The organism is Geothrix limicola (assembly GCF_030268085.1).
Taxonomy (GTDB): domain Bacteria; phylum Acidobacteriota; class Holophagae; order Holophagales; family Holophagaceae; genus Geothrix; species Geothrix limicola.
Genome location: NZ_BSDE01000001.1, coordinates 1,158,859 through 1,179,701 on the forward strand (window position 1 = coordinate 1,158,859; position 20,843 = coordinate 1,179,701).

Consider the following 20,843-nt stretch of genomic DNA (forward strand, 5'->3'; position numbering starts at 1 on the left):
GTCAATTTTTGGAGCCCGCTTTGAACCTCAGGCTTGGTGTGAACGTCGACCATGTGGCCACCCTGCGGCAAGCCCGCGGAGGACACGAACCGGAACCGGTGGCCGCGGCCCTGCTGGCCCAGAGCGCCGGCGCCCATGGGATTACCGTTCACATCCGGGGCGACCGCCGGCACATCCAGGAGCGGGATCTGCGGGTGCTGAAGGAAGTCCTCGCCGTGCCCTTGAACGTGGAATGCGCCGCGACGCCCGAAGCGCTGGAAGCCGTGATCCCCGTGAAACCCTTCTGGGTGACCCTGGTGCCCGAAAGCCGAGAGGAACTCACCACCCAGGGCGGCCTCGACGTGATCTTCCTCCAGGGCATGCTGAAGCCCGTGATCCGCGAGCTGCGCGGCGTGGGCGTGCACGTGAGCCTCTTTGTGGATCCCGTGCTCGACCAGGTGAAGATGGCCGCCAAGCTGGAGGCCGACGCGGTCGAACTGAACACCGGGCTCTACAGCGACCTGCCCATGGATTCCGACGCCACCACGGAGCTGGGCCGCCTGCGCGACGCGTCGCGCCTGGCCAGCCGCCTGGGCATGCGCGTGCTCGCCGGACACGGCCTGAACCTGCAGAATGTGGGCCCCGTGGCCGCCATCCCCGAAATCGAAGAGCTGAACATCGGCCACAGCCTCATCGGAAGGGCCGTGCTCGTGGGCCTCGAGCGCGCGGTCGAGGAGATGCTCACCGCCATGGGCGAGGCGCGGCCATGAGCACCATCCTGGTGGTGGATGACGATCCTGGCGTGCGCCAGGTCCTGAAGGCTTTCATCGAACTGGAGGGCCACCGGGTGCTCGAGGCGGCCGATGCCAGCTTCGCCCGCCGGGCCCTGGCCCAGGAGCAGGTGGACCTGATGTTCCTCGACGTGCTCATGCCCGGAGAGAGCGGAACGGCCCTCTGCCATTCCCTCAAGGACGATCCCGAATGCCGCGACATCAAGGTGGTACTCCTCACCGGCTTTGACGGCGAACGGTCCTGGCAGCAGGGGCTCCGGTGCGGCGCGGACATCTTCCTCGTCAAGCCCGTGAACCGGGAGCGGATCAAGGTCCTGCTCGATGAGCTCCTCTCCCCCGAGGGCCAGGCATGAGCAACCTGCAAGGCACCCTGGAGAGCATCTCCCTCACGGACGTGGTCCAGCTGCTGCACGTGAACCGCAAGACCGGCATGCTCCAGGTGAGCTCCGGCAAGGTCAGCGGCGTGCTCTACCTGTCGAGCGGCGAAGTGATCCATGCGGAGACCTTGTCCGCCAAGGGTGAAGTCGCGGCCTTCGAGATCCTGGAATGGACCACGGGCCGTTTCGAATTCCTCACCACCCAGGTGCAAACGCCCGCCTCGATCCGCCGCACCGTGCCGGACCTGCTCATGGATTCGGCGCGGCTGCAGGACAGCCGGAAGCGCCTCAACCAGATCTTCCCCAGCCTGACCTCCGTGCCCTGGCCCACCCTTCCGGCGCCTCAGCTCCTGGAGGGCCTCAAGCTTTTCGTGGAGGAACGGCGCATCCTGCCCTTTTTTGACGGGTTCCGGGACTTCAAGGACGTCATGGCCGCCTCGGGGCAGCACGATGTGGCGGTCCTCCAGGCCGCGGCCATCCTCAAGGACGCCGGCCGCCTCGAAGTGCTCGAACCCGACATCCAGGTGACCGTCGGCCTCCTGAAGACCGGGCTTTTCAAGAAGGGCGACCATCTGGAGCTGCCCAAGTCCCTGGAAACGCGGTGGAGCCAGCTCGGCCCCTACCATCCGCCCATCCGGAACCTGCGGATCATCTGGCCCAAGGGCCCGGCGGTCGAACGCGTCGAATTCGTGACGGGCCTGACGGACAACCAAGTGGCCATCCCGCGGGAACTCATGCAGGCCTGGGGGCTGGCCGAAGGAACCCATGTAAAGGTGAGGCCCGCGCCCTGAGGGCACCTCTGGAGTCCCCATGACCGACGTTTCCGAAGCCCAGCCCCAGAACGATACGCCCGACAGCCTGATCGCGGAATTCCAGGCCCGGCGCAACCGCCTCGACCAGCGTCTCGTCAGCCTCGAGGAACTCATCGCCGACCTCCGGAACGAGCTCCAGGGGGATTCCCAGGCGAGCATCCACCGGCTTGCCGCGGCGGCCCAGGATATGGCCAATGGCCGGGTCTACCAGAAGATCGATATCGAAGCCAAGGGTGAGCTCGGTGCCCTCGTCTCAAGCATCAACCAGACCCTGCTGAACCTGCAGCAGCTGGACGCCTCGGTGAAGCACCAGAGCACCCAGGTGCCCGAGCTTGCGGCCCAGCTGGACGCCATCACCTCCGACACCGAAGAGGCGACGCAAAGCGTCATGAACCGCCTTGACACCCTGATGGCGGCCTCCGATGACGCCACCAAGGCCGTGCAGGCCTGCCGCAAGGGGATCGAGGCGCAGAACGCCAAGCAGGCCGACCTGCATGCAGCCATCACGGGCTTTCTCGACCGCGCCGCCGGCGGCGAGAACCAGAACGCCCTGGCCCAGGAGGTCATCGAATACCTCTTCGCCCACCAGATGGCCGAGCAGGCCGCTCCCATCGATCTGAAGCCCGCCACGGACCAGCTGCAGCGGGTCAGCGACGAGGCCTTCGAGATCCTGAACATCCTTCAGTTCCAGGACATCACGCGGCAGAAGATCGAGAAGGTCGTCATCCTCCTCAAGCAGTTCCAGGGCGGCCTGAACCGCCTCCTCGTCATCTTCAACATCCACACGGGCGCCCTCGCCGGTGAAGGATTTTCGGACCGGAAGGTGGCCACCCAGGACCGGATCTTCGACACGAGCCTCGAGGCCGACAGCCGCAAGGACAGCGTCGACGACATCATCGCCCAGTTCAAGAAGACCGGCGGGAACTGAGGCGCCTCAGATCACCACGATTTCGAGGGCTTCCAGACCCTCGATGCCGCAGCGGACTCGGTCACCCCGCAGCAGGGGTCCCACCCCGGCCGGCGTGCCCGTGAAGATGAGGTCGCCCGGCGCCAGTGTGACGAAACCAGACAAGTGGGCGATCACCTCGGGCACGCTCCAGATCATCTGGGAGAGGTCGCCGCGCTGCTTCTCCACGCCGTTCACCGTGAGCCAGATGGCCCCGGATTCGGGGTGCCCGACCTTGGCCGCCGGCGACAGCGCCGCGACCGGGGCGGACTGGTCGAAACCCTTGGCCGTGTCCCAGGGCTGACCCTTCTCCTTCGACGCCGCCTGGAGATCGCGGCGGGTCAGATCGATGCCCACGGCGTATCCGAAGATGCAGGCCTGCGCCTCGGAAGCGGGGATGTCCCGCCCTCCCTTCGAGAGGGCCACCACCAGTTCCACCTCGTGGTGAAGGTTCGACGTGGCGGGTGGATAGGCCACCTCGCCGCCGCCGGGAACCACCGTGTCATGGGGTTTCCCGAAGAAGAATGGCGGCTCCCGGTGGGGATCGGCGCCCATCTCCCGGGCGTGATCCGCATAGTTGCGCCCCACACAGTAGATCCGCCGCACGGGAAAGACCGCCGAGGTGCCCTGCACGGAAAGGCTTGGCATGGCCGGGAGGGGGATGACCGATTCCATGGATGCTCCGGAAGATCAGGGCTCAACCCTTGGCGCGCGGGTGGGCCTTTTCGTAGGTGCGGGCCAGTTCCTCCAGCCCCAGGTGAGTGTAGCGCTGCGTCGTGCTGAGGCTGGCGTGACCCAGCAGTTCCTGGATGGCGCGCAGGTCCATGCCGCGGTTCAACAGGTGGGTGGCGAAGCTGTGCCGCAGCGCGTGGGGGCTCACCCGCGAGCGGACCGCCGCCGCCTCCAGGGCCGACCGCAGCAGGGCCCGCACGCTGGTGGGCGTGAGGCGGCCCCCCCGTTGATTGAGGAAGAGCGCCGCGTTGGGCGGCAGCTCCTTGGCCGCCAGGAAGGCCGAACGGAAGGCGAGGTAGGCTTCGAGAACCTCCGCCGCCTGGGCGTGGTAGGGCACCAGGCGTTCCTTCCGCCCCTTGCCCAGCACCCGCAGGGTCCGCTGATCGGTGAGCAGGTCCTGAAGGTCCAGGCCCGTCAATTCGGAGACGCGCAGCCCCGAAGCGTAGAGCAGCTCCAGCAGGCAGGCCAGCCGCGACGAGGGGAAGTCCACCGCGGGCGGAAGCTGCAGCAGGGCCTGGCTCTCGCCCTCGGTCAGGAAGGCCGGCAGGCGCTTGGGCTGTTTGGGGTTCCGCAGACCCGAGGCCGGATTCCTGTCGATGCGCCGGGTTTCCCACATCCACTTGAAGAAGCCGCGCACCGTGGAGAGCACGCGTGCCTGGCTGGCGGGATCCAGTCCGCGATCGCCGAGTTCCAGTGCAAAGCCCCGCAGGGTGCGGGGACTGACCTCCCAGGAGTCCCATCGAGAACGCACCGCATGATCCAGGAGTTTCCCAAGATCCCCCGTTTGCGCACGGGCCGTGTGGGGTGAAACACCCCGCGCGCGCTGCTCGAGGTGGAAGGCCTGAATCCCCTCACCCAGCGGCCCTGCGCCCTTCCCTGCTACCATACCGTCACATCCCCGAGTGTCCGGAGTCATTGTGGCGCAGCCCATCGAAACCATTGCCCAGCTTTTCTATGCGGCGGCGGAACGCAACCTTCCCGACGCCCTGGCAGCGAGGCGCAATGGGGTCTACGTGCCAATCTCCCACGCGGAGATGGTGGCCCAGGTGGAGCGCCTGGCCCTGGCCATGGCCGCCCGGGGGCTCAAGGTCGGCGACCGCGTCGCGATCATGTCCGAGAACCGACCCGAATGGGCCATCCTCGATTTCGCCTGCGCCATCCAGGGCCTGCCCGACGTCACCATCTACTGCACCCTGAACGCCCCGCAGGCCGCCTTCATCCTCAAGGACAGCCAGGCCCGCTGGGTCGTGTGCTCCGACCGGGGTCAGCTCGACAAGGTGCTCACGCACTGGGACCTCCTGCCCAGCCTGGAAGCGGCCGTGCTCATGGACGGCGAGCTTCCCGAAGGCACCGGGCGCAGCCTCATCCACTGGAACACCCTCCAGGAGGAGGGTCAGGCCATGGAGGCTCGCCGCCCCGAGGTGCGCGCCTGGGGCGAGCAGCGGAAACCCTCGGACATCCTCACCCTCATCTACACGTCGGGCACCACGGCGGATCCCAAGGGCGCCATGCTCACCCACGGCAACCTGGTGACCAACGTGCTCGCCGCGGAATCCACCGTGGATTTCATCGAACAGGAGCGGGCCCTCAGCTTCCTGCCCCTCACGCACATCTTTGAGCGCATGGCCGGCCAGTTCCTCTGGTTCCACATCGGCGCCTCCATCTACTACGCCGAAAGCGTGAACACCGTGGCGGCCGACCTCCTGGAGGTCCGCCCGACCGTCATGGCCTCCGTGCCCCGCATCTACGAAAAGATCTACGCCAAGATCTACGACACCGTCTCGTCAGGTCCCTTCATCAAGCGCCTGATCTTCCACTGGGCCATGCAGGCGGGTCGCCAGGCGGTGCCCTACCTTCTGAAGGGCCAGGAGCCGCCTTCCTGGAAGGGCGCCTGGTACCGTGCCGCCCGCAAGGTCGTCTTCGAGAAGATCCGCCAGCGCACCGGCGGGCGGCTGAAGGTGGCCGTCAGCGGCGGCGCCCCGCTCAGCGGCAAGATCATGGAGTTCTTCTGGATCCTCGGCATCCCCATCCTCGAAGGTTACGGCCTGACGGAAACCAGCCCGATCATCACCGTGAACCGCTTCGGGGAGGTGGTGCCCGGCTGCGTGGGACGCCCTCTCTACAAGGAGTGGAACGGCCGCCCCTTCGTGAAGATTGCCCCGGACGGCGAGATCCTCTGCCAGGGCCCGAACATCATGGTGGGCTACTGGAACAACGAGCAGGCCACCCAGGAGGCCATCGACGCCGACGGCTACTTCCACACCGGCGACATCGGCCACCTGGACGACCAGGGCCGCCTCTACATCACGGACCGGAAGAAGGAACTCATCGTCACGAGCGGCGGTAAGAAGATCGCCCCCCAGCCCATCGAGAACCTGCTGAAGGAGGACAAGTACATCTCCCAGGCCGTGCTCATCGGCGATCAGCGCAACTACATCACGGCCCTCATCGTCCCCAACTTCGACAGCCTGGCGCGCTGGGCGGGCTACAAGAAGATCACCTTCCGCAACCACGCCGATCTCATCCAGAACCCGCTGATCTACGCCAAGGTCGGCAGCCGTGTGGAGCGCGCCAACGAGCAGCTGTCGAACTACGAGCGCATCAAGAAGATGGTGCTCCTGGACCAGGAGATGACCCTGGAGGGCGGCCAGCTGACGCCCTCACTCAAGGTGAAGCGCCGGGTCGTGAACCAGATGTACGCGGCTCAGATCGAGGCGATGTACAGCGAGACCAAGGACTGAGCCTAGGTCTTCTTGGCCACGTAGCGGCGAACGGCCTGCTCGGTCTCAGACAGCTGCAGGCCCGAATCCTTCGTGAGCCGCAAGGCCTCTTCGATGGGCATGGCCTTGTCCATCACCAGCCACACGCAGGCCACCGCAGAGGCGCGGTTGCCATCGCCGCAATGGAGCAGGACCTTGGATCCGGTTGGCAGGTCACGGATGAAACCCCGGAGGAAATCGAAGTCCGAAGCCAGCGGCCGAACTCCGATGGCGTAGCGGAGATATTGGACCTTCAGCTCCTGCAGGCGGTGGGATTCCCACTCGCTGTCCAGATTCGGCTCGCCATCCCGACGCAGATCGATCACGTGGGTGATGTGCTGGCGGCCGATGGCCACGCAGGTCTCTTCGGTGGGAACCCCGCGCAGGACGAAGATCCCCGGGCGCACCTCTACAGCGCCTGGAACGGCCGCCTGCGCTGGAATCACCAGGGCTGGAAGAAGGAGAAACAGGGCGCGTGACATGGAACCCTCCGCGACATGGCCCGGCGCGCCGGGCAGGTTCGCGAAGACCACCGGAGGGGTGACGCGCTTCGGGAAGGGGCCACGTAGCCAAGCCCCAGCGGGCGGGTCTCCACATCCCCAATGTAGGTCGATAGGTCAGCTATGCAACAAATCGATTCATTGGCATTTGCAATATAAGAGATAGAACTCAGGCACGTTGCAGCGAAGCGGAAGCTCCCCTGCAACGTGCCCGGATGAAAGGTGGGAGCGGCTCCAGAGGCCGCGCCAGGGCTCAGACTGTGCGCGAGAAAGGCGTCTTGGCGCTGAGCTTGGCGAGGTAGGCGTCAAAGGGCTGCACGAGGTTGCGTACGAAGCGCCGACCCAGCTGGGTGATGAAGATGCCCTCGGGACGGACGTCGACGGTGCCCTGCGGAACTTCCTCCTGCAGCTGGGTCACGGCGTCGGCGAAGAGCACGGGGCCGTCCACGCCGAAGCGGGAATTCAGATCCTCCCAGCGCAGCTCGAAATGCCCCATGAGGTGGTGGATCACCCAGCGGCGCAGCTCGTCGTCTTCGGACAGACGATGGCCCTTGTGGACCGCCAGATGGCCGTCCGTGATGTCGCGCTCCCACTTGGCGAGGATCTTCTCGTTCTGGGAATAGACGCCCGCCACGTTGGAGATGGCGCTGGGGCCGAAGCCCAGCAGGTCCGAACCCGCCGACACGGCATAGCCCATGAAGTTGCGGATGAGGCGGCCCTCCTGCACGGCCTTGGCCATGGGATCGTTGGGATGGGCGAAGTGGTCCATGCCGATGGCGACGTAGCCCGCCTTCTCCAGGATGTCCGAGGCCATCAGCAGCAGATCCAGGCGCAGTTCCGGCGTGGGCAGCGTTTCGGCCGGGATGCTGCGCTGGAAGGGCATGATGCTCGGCAGGTAGGCGAAGCCGTAGATGGCCATGCGGTCCGGCGACAGCTCCAGCGTGGATTCCAGCGTGCGCTTGAAGGTGTCCATGGTCTGGCCCGGCAGGCCGTAGACCAGGTCCAGGTTCACGCCTTCGAAGCCCAGGTCCCGGCACTGGCGCATGGCCGTGAGGGTGTGGTCCCAGGTCTGGCCGCGGGTGATGAGGGCCTGCACGTTCTCGTCCAGATCCTGCACGCCGAACGATACGCGGTTGAAGCCCATGGCGCGCAGCGCGGGCAGCTGATCGGGCTCAAGGAAGGTGGGATCCACCTCGATGGCGATTTCGGCGCCCGGCAGGAATTCGAAGCGGTCCTTGAAGAGCTGGAAGGTGCGCTTGAGGTCCGCCGCGTTCAGGTAGGTGGGCGTACCGCCGCCCCAGTGCAGCTGCAGGGCCTTGCGACGATCCTTCAGATGGGAGCAGACGAGGTCGAGCTCCTTCGTCACCGCCGCCAGGTAGGCTTCGACGGGATCGTACTGGGGGCTCACCACCACGTTGCAGCCGCAGTAGGCGCAACGGCGCGGGCAGAAGGGGATGTGCAGGTAGAGCGAGAGCGCCTCGTCAGGCCGGGCGTTGGCGCGATCCAGGGCCGCGAGGACTTCGGGCTCGGGGAAATCATCCGACCAGGCCGGCGGCATGGGGTAGCCCGTGTAGCGCGGGCCGGGGCGATCATAGCGGCGGATCAGATCGGCGAGCTGGTTCATGCCTTCACCTCGTCAAGCACGGCCCCAACCACGGCGGGATCGGTCTCGGGGGTGAGCCCGTGGCCGAGGTTGAAGATGTGGGGGTGGCCCTTCATGGCATCCACGATGGCCCGGGCCTTCCGCGTGGCGGTTTCCTTGCCGGCCAGCAGCGCGACGGGATCCAGGTTGCCCTGCAGCACCATCTTCGGGAAGCGCCGCCGGGCCTCGGAAATCGGCACCTGCCAGGGCACCGCCAGCCCCTTGCAGGGCAGGTTGTTCAGGGAATCCGGCAGGTAGCCCGTGCGGGCAAAGAAGAGGCTCGGGGCCGCGGTCACCTGGGACAGGGTGCGCTCGACGGCGGGCAGCGCGAAGGTCGCGTAATCGTCGGCATCCAGCTCGCCGGCCCAGGTGTCGAAGAGCTGCACGCCCTGGGCGCCGGCCTCGATGTGCAGGTTCAGCAGGCGGGCGGCGGCATCCGCCAGCTTGTCCATCCACTTCTGGGCGAGCACGGGGTTCTGGTGGATGAAGGCCTTGGCCTTCGCCCAGCTCTTGCTGCCCTTCCCTTCGATGCCGTAGGCCAGCAGCGTCCAGGGCGCGCCCGCGAAGCCCAGCATGGTCACCTTGGGCGGCAGGGCTGCCTTCACCTTGCGGATGGCGTTGCAGACGGGCTCGAAGACCTTCTCATCCAGCGGACGGTTGATGTCGATCTGATCGAGCGTCTTGCCGATGCGCGGCCCGCCTTCGGGGATGGTGACTTCGCAGCCCAGCGCGTCGAGGATGACGAGGATATCGCTGAAGATGATGGCGCCATCGATCTGCGAGAAGCGACGGATGGGCTGCAGGGTCACTTCCGCCGCCAGATCCGAATCATTCAGCAACTGCTCGAAGGTGACCTTGGCCCGCACCTCGCGGTATTCCGGCAGGAAGCGCCCCGCCTGGCGCATGAACCAGACCGGGGGCTTGTCGAGGGTTTCGCCGTTGAGAACGCGGAGGAGGGGCTGGGTCATCACATCACCAGGAATTTGTCATCACAGAGAACGATGGTGGACGGGAGCTAGCATGCGCTCCCGTCCAGGAAAGTCAGGCGAAATCCTTGGCCACCGCGGCCACGGCCTGCTTGAAGTGGGCCAGCTCGGCCTCGCCGTGGGCGGCGCTGAGGAAGGCCACTTCGTAGCCGCTGGGCGGCAGGTAGACGCCCTGGCCCAGCAGGGCCTTGTGGAGGCGGTTAAAGACGCTGATGGCCTCGCCCTTCACCGCGTCGCTGCGGCGCACGCCATCCTGGAAGAGGGGCCATAGCAGGCTACCGTAGCGCGGGCAGTGGAGGCCGGGGATGGCCTCGAAGGCCTCGGCCCACTTCGCCGCATTGGCTTCCAGGCCGGCGTAGAAGGCGGGCGTCAGCTTCTCCATGGTGGCGAGGCCCGCGGCCATGGCCACGGGATTGCCCGACAGGGTGCCAGCCTGGTAGACCGGGCCGTCCGGCGCCACGACGCCCATGATGTCCTTGCGGCCGCCGTAGAGGCCCACGGGCATGCCGCCTCCGATGATCTTGCCGTAGGTGCCCATGTCCGGCGTGATGCCGAGGCGCTCCGCCGCGCCGCCGGGGGCCACGCGGAAGCCGCTGATGACTTCGTCGAAGATGAGGACCACGCCGTGCTTCGTGCAGAGTTCCCGCAACCGCTTGAGGAACTCGGGACGCTGAAGCAGCAGGCCGTTGTTGGCGGGGATGGGCTCGATGATGGCCGCGGCCAGCTCGCCGCCTACTTCAGCGAAGGTGCGCTCCAGGGTCTCCATGTCATCGAGCGTGACGACGGAGGTCAGCTCGGCGATGCCCTTGGGCACGCCGGCGCTGGTGGGGGCGCCGAAGGTGGCGAGACCCGATCCGGCCTTCACCAGCAGGCCGTCGCTGTGGCCGTGGTAGCAGCCCTCGAACTTCAGGATGCGCTCGCGGCCCGTGAAGCCGCGTGCCGCGCGCAGGGCCGACATGACGGCCTCCGTGCCCGAAGAGACGAAGCGCATCTTCTCGATGAAGGGCACCATCTCCTTGATCTTGCGGGCGAGGCTGAGCTCGCGGCGGCTGGGCGCGCCGAAGGTGAGCCCCTCGTGCATGGCCTCGTTCACGGCGGCGAGGATCTCGGGCTGGGCGTGGCCCAGGATCAGCGGGCCCCAGGACATGCAGAGGTCGAGGAAGCGCTGCCCGTCCTCATCCTCAAACCAGGCGCCGCTGGCCTTCTTGAAGAACTTGGGCGTGCCGCCCACGGCGCGGAACGCGCGCACGGGGCTGGAGACGCCACCGGGGAAATGGGTGAGTGCTTCCTGGAACAGGGTGTCGTTGCTCATGAATGCCTCTTAAATGAAGAACCTCTGCGGTTGACGGTCATCCTTCGACTTAGGAGATCCACCCTTTTTCCACGGCCTCGCGGCCGGCGTAGGTGACGATCATGTCGGCGCCGGCGCGGCGGATGGCGATGAGGTGCTCGTACATCAGCTGGTCGCCATTCACCCAGCCCAGACGGTCGGCGGCCTTCACGCTGCTGAACTCGCTGGACACGTGGTAGGCACAGATGGGCGCCAGGGTGCGTTCGCGCAGGCGCCAGATGAGGTCGAGGTTCGGCAGGGCCGGCTTGACCATGAGCATGTCGGCACCCTCCTCGATGTCGAGCAGGGCATCGCGCAATCCTTCCCGGGCGTTGCGAGGATCCATCTGATAGGTCTTGCGGTCGCCGAACTTGGGGCTGCTGTGGGCGGCCTCGCGGAAGGGGCCGTAGTAGGCGCCGGAGTGCTTGATGGCGTAGCAGAGGATGCTCGTCTGCGTGAAGCCGTGCTCGTCGAGCTTGGCGCGGATGGCGCCCGCCCGGCCGTCCATCATGTCGCTGGGAGAGGCCACATCGGCGCCAGCTTCGGCGTGGCGCAGCGCCATTTCCGCCAGGATCGCAACGGACTCGTCATTGCGAACCACGCCCTCCTCGTCCACGATCCCGCAGTGGCCATGGCTCGTGCAGCCGCATAGACACACATCCGTCATGACGATCAGGTCGGATCCGAAGGCCTTCTTCAGCGCCTTCACCGCCACGGGCACCACGCCGTTGTGATCGCAGGCGTAGCGGGCATCCGGCGTCTTGGATGCGTCATCGGGCACGCCGAAGAGCAGCACGCTGGAAAGCCCCTTCTTCAGGTCCTTCTCCACCTGCCGCAGCGTCTCTTCCACGCCAGCGTTCACGATGCCCGGCATGCTGGAGATCTCGGTGCTGCCCGCCTGGGGCATCACGAAGTGGGGCTGAATGAGGTGCCGGGGCCTGAGGTCGGTCTCGGCCACCAGGTTGCGCATGGCGGCGCTGGTGCGGAGGCGGCGGGAGCGGTTCAGCATGGGGACTCCTCCTTCGACGGGTCTTCGGATGCCAGGTGCTGGGCGAGCATGGCCCACAGCAGGCTGGGTTTGGGTTCGCAGTGGGCCTCGGCGGGCGCGCCGGCCCGGGCGAAGGCTTCGGCGGTGGCCTCGCCCCAGGCGAAGCGCAGCAGGCCGCCCGTCAGCGGCGCGAGGATCTCGGCCTGCATGGGGCTCAGGGCCAGGACACCCTCCACCTTGGGCAGGGGCGGGAACGGATCCCGAGCCGCCTCGCGATGGGTGACCCAGGGGTGGATGCGCCAGGAGGAACCGCGGGCCGCGACCTCCAGAAATTCGCGGCTGCGCTCGCCCCGCACCAGCACGAAGTCCCCGCCGCCAGGAAAGCGCGCCTGAAGCAGATCCCACAGGGCCTCGGCCCGGGCCTCGGAAGGCAGGTGGAGGTCCAGATCCTCGCGACCCAACGCGTCGGCGGTTCCCGCCCCCTGCACGAGCACCGTCATCCCGGGCAGCAGCGCCGGAGCCGCCACCTTGGCTCCCGAAGGGCTGAGGATGAGCAGGGCCTGCACCCGCTGCAGCAGCAGGGGTGGCGCGGCGCCCGTCACCTTCAGCGAGGTGAAGGAATAGGGCACGGGCCGCCAGCCCGCCTTGCGCACGATGTCCGCGAGCGGGTGGTGCGCGGGCCGGGCGAGGGCCAGGCGGGGATGGATGACCGAGGGCGTCATGACAGGCCGATGCCCTTCAGGATGGCCGCCAGCAGAGCCTGGTCGTCGGTGCCACGGGCCTCGGCCCGGCGCAGCTCGCCATCGGGCGCATAGGCCGCCTGCAGCAGGAGAGTGCCATCGGCCTGGGGCGTCGCCAGGGCGCCCAGGGGCTGCTGGCAGCCTCCGCCGATGCCGGCCAGCACCTGCCGCTCCAACCGCACGCAGCGGGCGGTCATGGGATCGTGGATCTCGGAGAGCACGTCGATGAGATCGGGGCGGTCGGCCCGGGCCTCGGCCAGCAGCGCCCCCTGCCCCGGAGCCGAAGGCAGCTCCTCGGGCGTGAGGGCCCGGACCTTCAGCCCCGAGAGGTCGAGGCCCAGCCGCTTCAGGCCCGCCGCGGCCAGCATGGTGGCGTGGATCGGCTCATCCCGCAGGACCCCATCCCGCACGCGCTGCAGGCGCGTCTGCACGTTGCCGCGGATCCAGGTGAAGCGCGCCTTGGGGAAGAGCTGGCTGAGCACCCGCTCGCGCCGCACGGCGCTGGTGCCGATGACCAGGTCCTCGGGAGCGTCTTCGCGCATCACCAGCCAGTCCGCGGGGTCCTCGCGGTGCGGGATGCATGCCGACACGATGCCCGCGGGGCGCTCCAGCGACACGTCCTTGAGGCTGTGGATGAGCAGGTCCGCGGCGCCCGCGGCCATGGCGTCCTCCAGCTCCTTCGTGAAGAAGCCGCCGCCCACCTGCTTGTCGAGGGGGCCCTGCAGCCACTGATCACCCGAGGTGGAGAACTTGCGCCAGGACACCTCGTAGCCCCTGGATTCGAGAAACCTCACCATGGGCTCGGCCTGGCCCACGGCCAGTGCGGATCCCCGGGTCGCGACCGTGACGTGCTTCCTGCTCATGCGGCACCTCCTGTGCCGCACCCTACGGGCTTCGGCTTCGCCAAAGTGGAACTTCGCTCCTGCTCCGTTCTCATGGGTTGACCGCCTCTCCGTCTGCGTTGGGCTTGGGTTGGGTCTGGATCAGGGCCCGGAAGGCCAGGGTCCGGCCTCGGGACAGGATCTCTTTGAGGGCTTCCCGCTGGGCGTCGTCCAGGCATGACATGGAATCCTCCAAGGTCTTGGCCTCTTCTTCCAAGGCGCCCCAGGCCGCATCCAACCGCTCCTGAGCCGAGGCCAGGTGCCGCTTGCGGGCCCGCGCCATGGCCCGGTGCCGTAGGCGGCCCGCGGCGCCGATGAGGAAAGGTTCGGCCTTGAGAGCGGCCTCGGCCCGCTGGGCGCGCGCTGTCGTCGTCTGGGCCAGGAAGGCGTTCAGATCGATGCGGTGCACCCAGGGCAGCTGCTCCAGGCCTGGTTCGGAATCCGGCGGCAGGGCCAGGTCGAGGATGCGCAGGATGGGGCGCTTGAGCGACTGCCAGGCATCCAGCGTGAAGATCGGCTCGGGCGCGGCCGTGGCGGTGACGATGGCGTCGAAGCCCGCGGGATCGTGCTGCAGTTGGGCCAGGTCGACGATGGTGAGCCCCAGGGGATCCGCCAGGTCGTGGGCCTTGCTACGGGTGCGATTCGCGATGGAGACCTTGAAACCCCGCTCGGGCAGGCGCTCTGCCAGGTACTGGGTCATGGGACCGACGCCTACGAGAGCCACGGAAGCTCCCTTTGGCAACCCCTCGGACAGGTGCTTGAGCGCCACGGTGGCGACGCTGACATTGCCGTCCGCCAGCCCCAGCCGGGCCCGCAGCCGCTGGCCTTCGCGGATCACATCCTCGATGGCCGTCTGGGCCTCGTCCGAAGCCACGCCCACCTGGCGGGCCTGCACGAGGGCATCCTTCAGCTGGCCCGGAATTTCGCGGTCGCCCAGGTTGGCGGATTCCAGCCCCGCGGACATCGCCAGCAGGTGCGCCCAGGCTTCCTCGCCTTCGTAGCGGCAGACACCCGGTCCGGGATCGATGGCATCGGCTTCGCCCCCCCAGACCATCCACAGCACGCGCTGGCAGGTGGCGAGGTAGACCAGTTCACGGGCGCCCGCTTGACGCTGCCATTCCCGCAGATGGGCCGGAAGCCCATCACGGACAACGTGCTGCGCCACGAGGTCCAGGTCGTGGACGGGGGCGTGAAAGCTGATGAGGACAGGTTCCATATCGGATCCAATGATCTTTAGATCGCTGTTCAGCTCAGTCACCGCTTCGTCATGCCATGACGAAAGTGGCCACCATCACAATTGCTGACCCTCAGGGTGCGGCATCAGGGCCTCGATGGCGTCCCAATCCCACTCGATCTGCCGCGGCAGACCGCCTTCGCGAAGCTCCTGTTGGGTGAGCCAGGCATCGTAGACGACGAGGGCACACATGGCCTCGGCCACGGGCACGATGCGCGGCGCGATGCAGGGATCGTGGCGGCCGTGCGTGGCGATGTCCGCCGCCTGACCCGCCCGGTCGATGGTCCGCTGCGTCTTGGTGATGGAGCTGGTGGGCTTCACCGCCATCCGCACCACCACGGGCGCGCCGGTGCTGATGCCGCCGAGCGTGCCGCCCGCGTCGTTCTTCTCGGGCCCCTCGGGACCCAGGGGATCATTGTTCTCGCTGCCGCGCCGGCGGGCGCTTTCGAAACCCGAACCCAGCTCCACGCCCTTCACGGCGCCGATGGACATGCAGGCCAGGGCCAGCAGCCCGTCCAGCTTGCCGAAGGCCGGATCGCCCAGGCCGATGGGCAGCCCCTCGATCCACACCTCGCACACGCCGCCCACGCTGTCGCCTTCGGCGCGCGCGGCTTCCACCGCGGCCTTCTGGCTCTCGAAGGTCGAAGGATCCGCCACGCGAAGGGGGTTCTTTTCCACGAAGGCCCAATCCACCGCCGTGCCCGGAATCCCGGCGATCTCGCGGTTGAAGCCGCGAACCGATACACCCAGGGCCGCCAGCTGCTGCTTCGCCCAGGCGCCCGCGGCCACTCGGGCCAGGGTCTCGCGACCACTGCTGCGGCCGCCCCCACGCGGATCGCGGATGCCGTATTTGCGGTCATAGGTGAGATCCGCATGACCGGGCCGGAACAATTCGGAAATGGCCTTGTAGTCGCCGCTCTTCTGGTTCTCGTTGAAGACCACCATGGCGATGGGATGCCCCGTCGTCTTGCCCTCGAAGACGCCGCTCAGCACCTTCACCGAGTCCGCCTCGCTACGCGGCGTCACCAGGTTCGACTGGCCCGGCCGGCGGCGATCCATCTCACGCTGGATCGCCTCCAGATCGAAGGGCAGCCCGGGTTTCACCCCATCCATCACCACACCCACAGCCGCCCCATGGCTTTCGCCGAAGGTGACGATGCGGAAAGCTCGGCCAAAGGTGGAGGGGGAATCGAAGAGCATCCCCCCATTGTGCCGTTGACGGGCGGCTTCGTCACGGGGAGGTGTCCGCCCCGGGCTGAGAGGCATCGCCCGCTCCGTCCCGCTGTTAGGCTTAGGGTTTTGGATGATTTCGATGCCTCAGATGATTCGACGCGGTATTCCGGGCCGCCTGCTCTGCTGCGCGCTCCTCGGCGGCCCCCTCGCGGCGCAGGCCCCCCTGCTTCAGGACGAAGCAAACCGGCTGCGCCAGACCTTCAACCACTGGGGCGAAGGCGGGATCGACACGCCTGCACCAAGCCCGGCTCAAGGCATCTTCGAGGCGGCCGCCGTCAGCATCACGCCGGGCGGCGCCGCCCGCACCCCCCTGCTCGATGGCAGTGGGCTCGGCACCGCGCTGCGAGGCACGGGGCTCGCGTGGCGCCTCGGCTGGTCCAACGAACGGTGGACGGTGGAGGGAACCTTCCTGGCCATCCACGGAGGCGGAGACCAGGTGGATCGCCTTCGCCTGCACACGGGTCGGCTGGCCTATCGCACCGAAGGCGGATGGAAGGTCTCCTTCGAACGCATGCCGTTCCAATGGGGCTATGGCATCACGGGGGGTTACCTCTATGGCACGTCGGCCCAACCCTTCCCGAGGGCCGTGCTTGAAACGCCCATGGCGGACCTGTCCTTGTTCAGCGTGCCCTTGGGCCGCTGGGGCTTCGAGGCTTTCCTTGGCAAGCTGGGCGCCGATCAGCGTGTGCCGGATTGGGCCGCGGACCGTGAGCAACTCCTGGCCTCAGCCCGAGCTCAGGGGGGCATTGTCCAGCAGGCCTTCCAGGGGGGCTATCGCCTCAAGGCCCAGTTCGGTTCCAGCGTGGACATGAATTTCGCGATCTCCTCCCAATGGGGTGGCATCGCCGCCGATGGCCATGACCTCACCAGGGGGTACCGGTTCCGAACCTACCTGGGCGCCTTCCTGGGGGCTCAAAACATTGCCATCACCGAGGCCGCGGGCGACCCGGCCCATCCCAGTGGCCGCGCCACCACCGGTCAGAGCAATGGCATCGCCAACGTCGAGATCCGGTTTCGCCCCACCTGGTTGGCGGAATGGACCCACGCGAAGGGCGCCTTCGCCTACATCAGCCGCGGGGCCGAAAACGTGGACTGGCAGTGGCGGGATTTCATCCATCATCCCCTCGAGGCGATCTGGCGCGACGTGAAGACAGACGCGACCACCTCACCCCGCACGGTCTGGGCCCGCGACCGGCGGGAAGCCTCACCCAACCTGCAGTGGCCGAATGAAGCGGTGGGCCTGCAGTTCACCTGGGAGCACGCCGACCTTGGGCTCGAGTATCTCGATAACCGGACGGGAGAGCGGCCCGGCACGGGTTACCAGACCTATTCGCACTGGTTCTTCCTCGCGGGGCACTCCAATGGCGGAGACCCCATGGGCGATGCGTTTGGAGGGAACATCATCAGCCAGACGCTCTCCTACGGATGGCATCAGGACCAATGGTCCGGACGGCTCATCTTCACGGACGGCCTCCGCGCCTTCAAGGACGACATCGCCGCCTGGCGTCTGGCCCACCCCGGTGAAGAACCCGCGGATGGGCGCTTCCAGCACCTCGAGCTTCAAGGAACCTGCGGCTTTGGCCAGGGCTGGAGGGTTGGCGGGAGCTTCGCCGTCCAGCGGGAACGCAACCATCATTTCGAACCGGGGTCGACCCTCCACGGAACCAATGCCGTGTTGGCGATCAGTCGCCGGTTTTGAGGATCGGGTAGAGCCCCCGTGTGGAGGCAAGGCCCACCTGAGCGCCGTCCTTCACCCAGGGGAAATAGTCTTTGAGGGCGATGGGGAACTGGTCCTGGGCCAGCATGGTCCGCCACCGTTCCGGAGCGCCCTGGTACCCGTAGTAGATCTCCTTGAACCTCAACTGGGCTTCGATGACGTAGGCCAGATGCTGGAAGACGAGGCCGGCTGCTTCCGTTTCCCGGTGGGAGAAGACCGTCGCATCGCTCGCGCTGAACGGAGGTCGCAACCGCTTTCCCTGAAGGATGCGCGGCCACTGGCGCCACCTTTCGAAGCGGTGGAACAGCCCGGGGGGTTCGTGGGATTCCCAGCGGTCCCCCGGCTTGAACCGCCAGGTGCGGAGCCACTCGAAGGAGCTGTTGTTCCCGTAGGCGTCCCGGGTGGTCAGCACGTGATCAGGCCCCACGAAAAAATGGCACCAGTAGTAGGCGGCCCGTTTTTCAGGATGTGCCTGGAAAAGCTCCCGGCACCGGACGACCTGCTCGGCGGTCCAGAGTTCATCGGCGTCCACCTGCCAGAGGAGGCATTCTTCTCGGATGTTCGCGAGGGGCGCCCGGACCATGGCCAGCTTGCCGTCCCAGAAGGTTCCCAATGGCCGGCGGTAGACCGTCACACGGTCAGGATAGGCCGCGGCAATCTCATCCAGGTAAGCGCTGGTGCCGTCGTTGCTGCGTCCCTGGTCATGGAAGGACGCTTCGATGCGGCCCCCGGCGGCCACACTCCAGGCCGTGTCGTGCTTGAGTTCCGCCACCCCTTCCACCACATGCCAGTGCCAGGCAAAGGGAAGACTCTTGAACAGGTCGAGGTGGTAGCGGATGAAGGGCTCGCCGTTGAGCACGATGGTGAAGAAGTGGATGGGCAGGCCACTCATGCGAGGCGCTTCCGGAAGTAGGCGATGGTCTCCTTCAGGCCGTCTTCGAGGCTGACCTTGGGTTCCCATCCCAGCAGGGCCTTGGCCTTGGAGATGTCGGGGCAGCGCTGCTTGGGATCATCCGGAGGAAGGGGCTGGAAGATCAGCTTCGACTTGCTTCCCGAAAGGCGGATCACGGCCTCCGCCAGTTCGAGCATGGTGAATTCGCCCGGGTTGCCGATGTTCACGGGACCCGTCGTCACGTTCTGCTCCATGAAGGCGATCATGCCGGTGATGAGGTCATCGACGTAGCAGAAGGAACGGGTCTGCTGCCCCTCGCCGTAGATGGTGACGTCCTCGCCCCGGAGCGCCTGGACGATGAAATTGCTCACCACCCGGCCATCGTTGGGATGCATGCGCGGGCCGTAGGTGTTGAAGATCCGGATGACCCGGATGTCCGTGGCGTACTGGCGGTGGTAGCTGAAGAACAGACTCTCCGCGCAGCGCTTGCCTTCGTCGTAGCAGCTGCGGATGCCCAGGGGATTCACATTGCCCCAGTAGTCTTCGGTCTGGGGCTGGATTTTGGGATCCCCGTAGACCTCCGAGGTGGACGTCTGCAGGATCCGGGCGCCCGTGCGCCTGGCCAATCCGAGCATGTTGATGGAGCCATGCACGCAGGTCTTGATGGTCTCGACCGGATCCTTCTGATAGTGCACCGGCGAGGCGGGGCAGGCCAGGTTGTAGACCTCGTCAGCCTCCAGGTGGATCGGCACCATGACGTCGTGACGGATGACCTCGAAGTAGGGGCTCTTCATCAGAGGCAGGACATTTTCCTTCGACCCGGTGAAGAAGTTATCCAGGCACATGACTTCGTGCCCCTTGGACAACAGTCGCTCACAGAGATGTGAGCCCAGGAAACCTGCGCCGCCGGTGACCAAAATGCGTTTTGACATGCCTGCTCCAAGCGTGTGGGACGGCCCATTCTAAAGAGGGTTTTTTGTCCGCCAGGTGATACCACTGGCTGCGGATTCGTTTCCCGGAACAACCCAGGACGTCGCATCAGCCTCAGCCAGCCCCGGAAGGCCCAGAATCCCAGGGCCATTCAGAAGGCCCGCGACCGGCAAGGTCGCGATGGTTTCGATGCCGTAGGCCAGGTAGGCCGCCAGCGGCCCCTGCCCTACGACGGCGACCGGGCCGCCGGGATGCTGCCGGTGGAAGGGGGCCAACAGGCTGCACATGATCGTGGCCGGGTAGCGCTTGAGGGCCTGGTCCGTCGGCGGGAGCCCGCGCAGGACCCAGCGCAGGGACTGTGTCCAATCCTGGCTGAGACTGGACGCGTCCCCGGCTTCGGAACGGGGTCGAAGGGATCTTTCGTGGGATTCAAGGGGTTCCGAAAGCTCTCGAACCGGGAGACCCAGGAGCATGCCCGGCCGCTTGGCCCGGAATCCCCGCGGACGGCGCCCGAGGGACTCGCAGGCGAGCGCCAGCCAGAACGATGCGGGGCCGGTGCCATCGATCCAGATGGGCGCATCTGCGGCGGTGGATGCCAAGAGGGTCGAGGCGAGCATGCGAGCCTGGGCAAAGGCGCGTTTCACATGCCGATGAATACCCGGAAGCGTGCCTTCGAAAGGATCCGGCAGCTGGGGGTTCCTGGCCCGGTAGACCTTGACCACACTGCTGTAAATGGCCTGGGCGACGGCCTGCATCCCCAGGGATTCCGCCCGGGAACCGCCGTGGCATCGGTACTCCACCAGGGCCTTGGCCACGTGAATGCGGGGGCCCAGACCGTCAGCCTTCAGGGCGAAGTAGACGTCGTCGGCCAGGTCATCCGCGCTGAACCCTCCCACCGCTCCGGCCAGTTTGGTCGTGGCGGCGAAGGGCGCACCGAGGGAATCCCACGAAAAAAGCCGGGGCAGGGAAAAGACCGGTGGACGCTTGCGGTACTTGCGGCCCCCGCCCTGATCGTCGATGCCGAACTGATCGCAGTAGGCCAGGGCCATTGGGTGCCGGTTGAGGGCCTCCCGGAAAGCCGAAACATAGTTGGGCAGCAACCGGTTGTCCGTATGGATGTAGCTGAAGTGTTCCCCCACGGCCATCCGAAGCATCTCGTTCAGACAGGTTCCCGGATCCATCCGCTTGGGTTCATGAATGAAGTGAATGCGTGGATCCGTGTACTCCGCCATGACTTGCGGTGTGGTATCGGAACTGTTGTCGAGGATCCACAGTTCCCAGTCGGGATCATCCTGGGCCAGGACCGAGTCCACCGCCTCCTTGATGAAATGCGCCTGGTTGTAGGAGGGCATAAGCAGAAGAAAGGGCATCATC

The 20,843-nt window shown here is 66.7% G+C and carries 20 protein-coding genes; 6 read left to right on the top strand and 14 right to left on the bottom strand.

Annotation, left to right across the window (positions count from 1 at the left end; genetic code table 11):
* The first annotated feature begins 20 nt into the window (after positions 1 to 20).
* From QSJ34_RS05015 to QSJ34_RS05030, 4 genes are read left to right on the top strand one after another with little or no spacing between them, the layout of a single operon-like run.
* The gene (locus QSJ34_RS05015; protein WP_285571168.1) at positions 21 to 749 is read left to right on the top strand and encodes a pyridoxine 5'-phosphate synthase; all 729 of its coding nucleotides are present in this window, start codon (positions 21 to 23) and stop codon (positions 747 to 749) included.
* Entirely contained in the window at positions 746 to 1,123 is a 378-nt protein-coding gene (locus tag QSJ34_RS05020) for a response regulator (protein ID WP_285571171.1), read from the top strand. Before QSJ34_RS05015 ends, QSJ34_RS05020 begins: the two co-directional genes overlap by 4 nt.
* A complete protein-coding gene (locus tag QSJ34_RS05025) occupies positions 1,120 to 1,938 on the top strand; it encodes a DUF4388 domain-containing protein (RefSeq protein WP_285571174.1) in 819 nt (272 codons plus the stop codon). The genes QSJ34_RS05020 and QSJ34_RS05025 overlap by 4 nt, the downstream gene beginning before the upstream one ends.
* 19 nt (positions 1,939 to 1,957) lie before the next feature.
* Entirely contained in the window at positions 1,958 to 2,887 is a 930-nt protein-coding gene (locus QSJ34_RS05030; protein WP_285571178.1) for a methyl-accepting chemotaxis protein, read from the top strand.
* A gap of 6 nt (positions 2,888 to 2,893) precedes the next feature.
* Here QSJ34_RS05030 and QSJ34_RS05035 read toward each other — a convergent pair whose 3' ends face one another.
* A complete protein-coding gene (locus QSJ34_RS05035; RefSeq protein WP_285571181.1) occupies positions 2,894 to 3,580 on the bottom strand; it encodes a fumarylacetoacetate hydrolase family protein in 687 nt (228 codons plus the stop codon).
* Positions 3,581 to 3,602: 22 nt separating this feature from the next.
* Positions 3,603 to 4,577 (bottom strand): tyrosine-type recombinase/integrase, encoded by a 975-nt coding sequence (locus QSJ34_RS05040; protein WP_309568723.1) that lies wholly within the window; start codon positions 4,575 to 4,577, stop codon positions 3,603 to 3,605.
* Here QSJ34_RS05040 and QSJ34_RS05045 point away from each other — a divergent pair.
* Positions 4,555 to 6,378: an AMP-dependent synthetase/ligase gene (locus tag QSJ34_RS05045; protein WP_285571185.1), complete on the top strand. Its 1,824-nt coding sequence runs from the start codon at positions 4,555 to 4,557 to the stop codon at positions 6,376 to 6,378. The two genes, QSJ34_RS05040 and QSJ34_RS05045, sit on opposite strands and share 23 nt — an antisense overlap.
* Positions 6,379 to 6,380: 2 nt before the next feature.
* On the opposite strand, the gene QSJ34_RS05050 is transcribed toward QSJ34_RS05045, so the two are convergent.
* From QSJ34_RS05050 to aroC, 9 genes are all read right to left on the bottom strand, one after another.
* Positions 6,381 to 6,878, bottom strand: a complete 498-nt coding sequence (locus QSJ34_RS05050) for a protein-tyrosine phosphatase family protein (protein WP_285571187.1) — start codon at positions 6,876 to 6,878, stop codon at positions 6,381 to 6,383.
* Positions 6,879 to 7,149: 271 nt separating this feature from the next.
* Positions 7,150 to 8,520, bottom strand: a complete 1,371-nt coding sequence (hemN, locus tag QSJ34_RS05055; RefSeq protein WP_285571190.1) for an oxygen-independent coproporphyrinogen III oxidase — start codon at positions 8,518 to 8,520, stop codon at positions 7,150 to 7,152.
* The gene (hemE, locus tag QSJ34_RS05060; RefSeq protein ID WP_285571193.1) at positions 8,517 to 9,506 is read right to left on the bottom strand and encodes a uroporphyrinogen decarboxylase; all 990 of its coding nucleotides are present in this window, start codon (positions 9,504 to 9,506) and stop codon (positions 8,517 to 8,519) included. The genes hemN and hemE overlap by 4 nt, the downstream gene beginning before the upstream one ends.
* Positions 9,507 to 9,579: 73 nt before the next feature.
* Positions 9,580 to 10,836 (bottom strand): glutamate-1-semialdehyde 2,1-aminomutase, encoded by a 1,257-nt coding sequence (gene hemL / locus QSJ34_RS05065; RefSeq protein WP_285571196.1) that lies wholly within the window; start codon positions 10,834 to 10,836, stop codon positions 9,580 to 9,582.
* 49 nt (positions 10,837 to 10,885) lie between these two features.
* Positions 10,886 to 11,863 carry a porphobilinogen synthase gene (gene hemB, locus QSJ34_RS05070; protein WP_285571198.1) on the bottom strand — a complete coding sequence of 326 codons (978 nt, stop codon included), beginning with the start codon at positions 11,861 to 11,863 and terminating at the stop codon, positions 10,886 to 10,888.
* A complete protein-coding gene (locus QSJ34_RS05075) occupies positions 11,857 to 12,564 on the bottom strand; it encodes a uroporphyrinogen-III synthase (RefSeq protein WP_285571201.1) in 708 nt (235 codons plus the stop codon). The genes hemB and QSJ34_RS05075 overlap by 7 nt, the downstream gene beginning before the upstream one ends.
* Positions 12,561 to 13,445, bottom strand: a complete 885-nt coding sequence (gene hemC / locus QSJ34_RS05080; RefSeq protein ID WP_285571202.1) for a hydroxymethylbilane synthase — start codon at positions 13,443 to 13,445, stop codon at positions 12,561 to 12,563. The genes QSJ34_RS05075 and hemC overlap by 4 nt, the downstream gene beginning before the upstream one ends.
* A 70-nt stretch (positions 13,446 to 13,515) precedes the next feature.
* The gene (locus QSJ34_RS05085) at positions 13,516 to 14,679 is read right to left on the bottom strand and encodes an NAD(P)-binding domain-containing protein (RefSeq protein ID WP_285571203.1); all 1,164 of its coding nucleotides are present in this window, start codon (positions 14,677 to 14,679) and stop codon (positions 13,516 to 13,518) included.
* Between the two features lie 75 nt (positions 14,680 to 14,754).
* The gene (gene aroC, locus QSJ34_RS05090; protein ID WP_285571205.1) at positions 14,755 to 15,897 is read right to left on the bottom strand and encodes a chorismate synthase; all 1,143 of its coding nucleotides are present in this window, start codon (positions 15,895 to 15,897) and stop codon (positions 14,755 to 14,757) included.
* Between the two features lie 121 nt (positions 15,898 to 16,018).
* Between aroC and QSJ34_RS05095 the strand changes: the two genes are divergently transcribed.
* Complete coding sequence (locus QSJ34_RS05095; RefSeq protein WP_285571207.1) at positions 16,019 to 17,629, top strand: hypothetical protein; 1,611 nt, start codon at positions 16,019 to 16,021, stop codon at positions 17,627 to 17,629.
* On the opposite strand, the gene QSJ34_RS05100 is transcribed toward QSJ34_RS05095, so the two are convergent.
* Genes QSJ34_RS05100 through QSJ34_RS05110 form a run of 3 tightly spaced genes read right to left on the bottom strand, consistent with a single transcriptional unit; the run spans position 17,613 to position 20,839 of the window.
* Positions 17,613 to 18,539, bottom strand: coding sequence for a hypothetical protein (locus QSJ34_RS05100; RefSeq protein ID WP_285571209.1), 927 nt, complete (start codon positions 18,537 to 18,539; stop codon positions 17,613 to 17,615). The genes QSJ34_RS05095 and QSJ34_RS05100 overlap by 17 nt on opposite strands.
* Positions 18,536 to 19,471: a UDP-glucuronic acid decarboxylase family protein gene (locus QSJ34_RS05105; protein ID WP_285571211.1), complete on the bottom strand. Its 936-nt coding sequence runs from the start codon at positions 19,469 to 19,471 to the stop codon at positions 18,536 to 18,538. Before QSJ34_RS05105 ends, QSJ34_RS05100 begins: the two co-directional genes overlap by 4 nt.
* Positions 19,472 to 19,501: 30 nt before the next feature.
* Positions 19,502 to 20,839 carry a glycosyltransferase family 2 protein gene (locus QSJ34_RS05110; protein ID WP_285571213.1) on the bottom strand — a complete coding sequence of 446 codons (1,338 nt, stop codon included), beginning with the start codon at positions 20,837 to 20,839 and terminating at the stop codon, positions 19,502 to 19,504.
* Positions 20,840 to 20,843 lie beyond the last annotated feature (4 nt).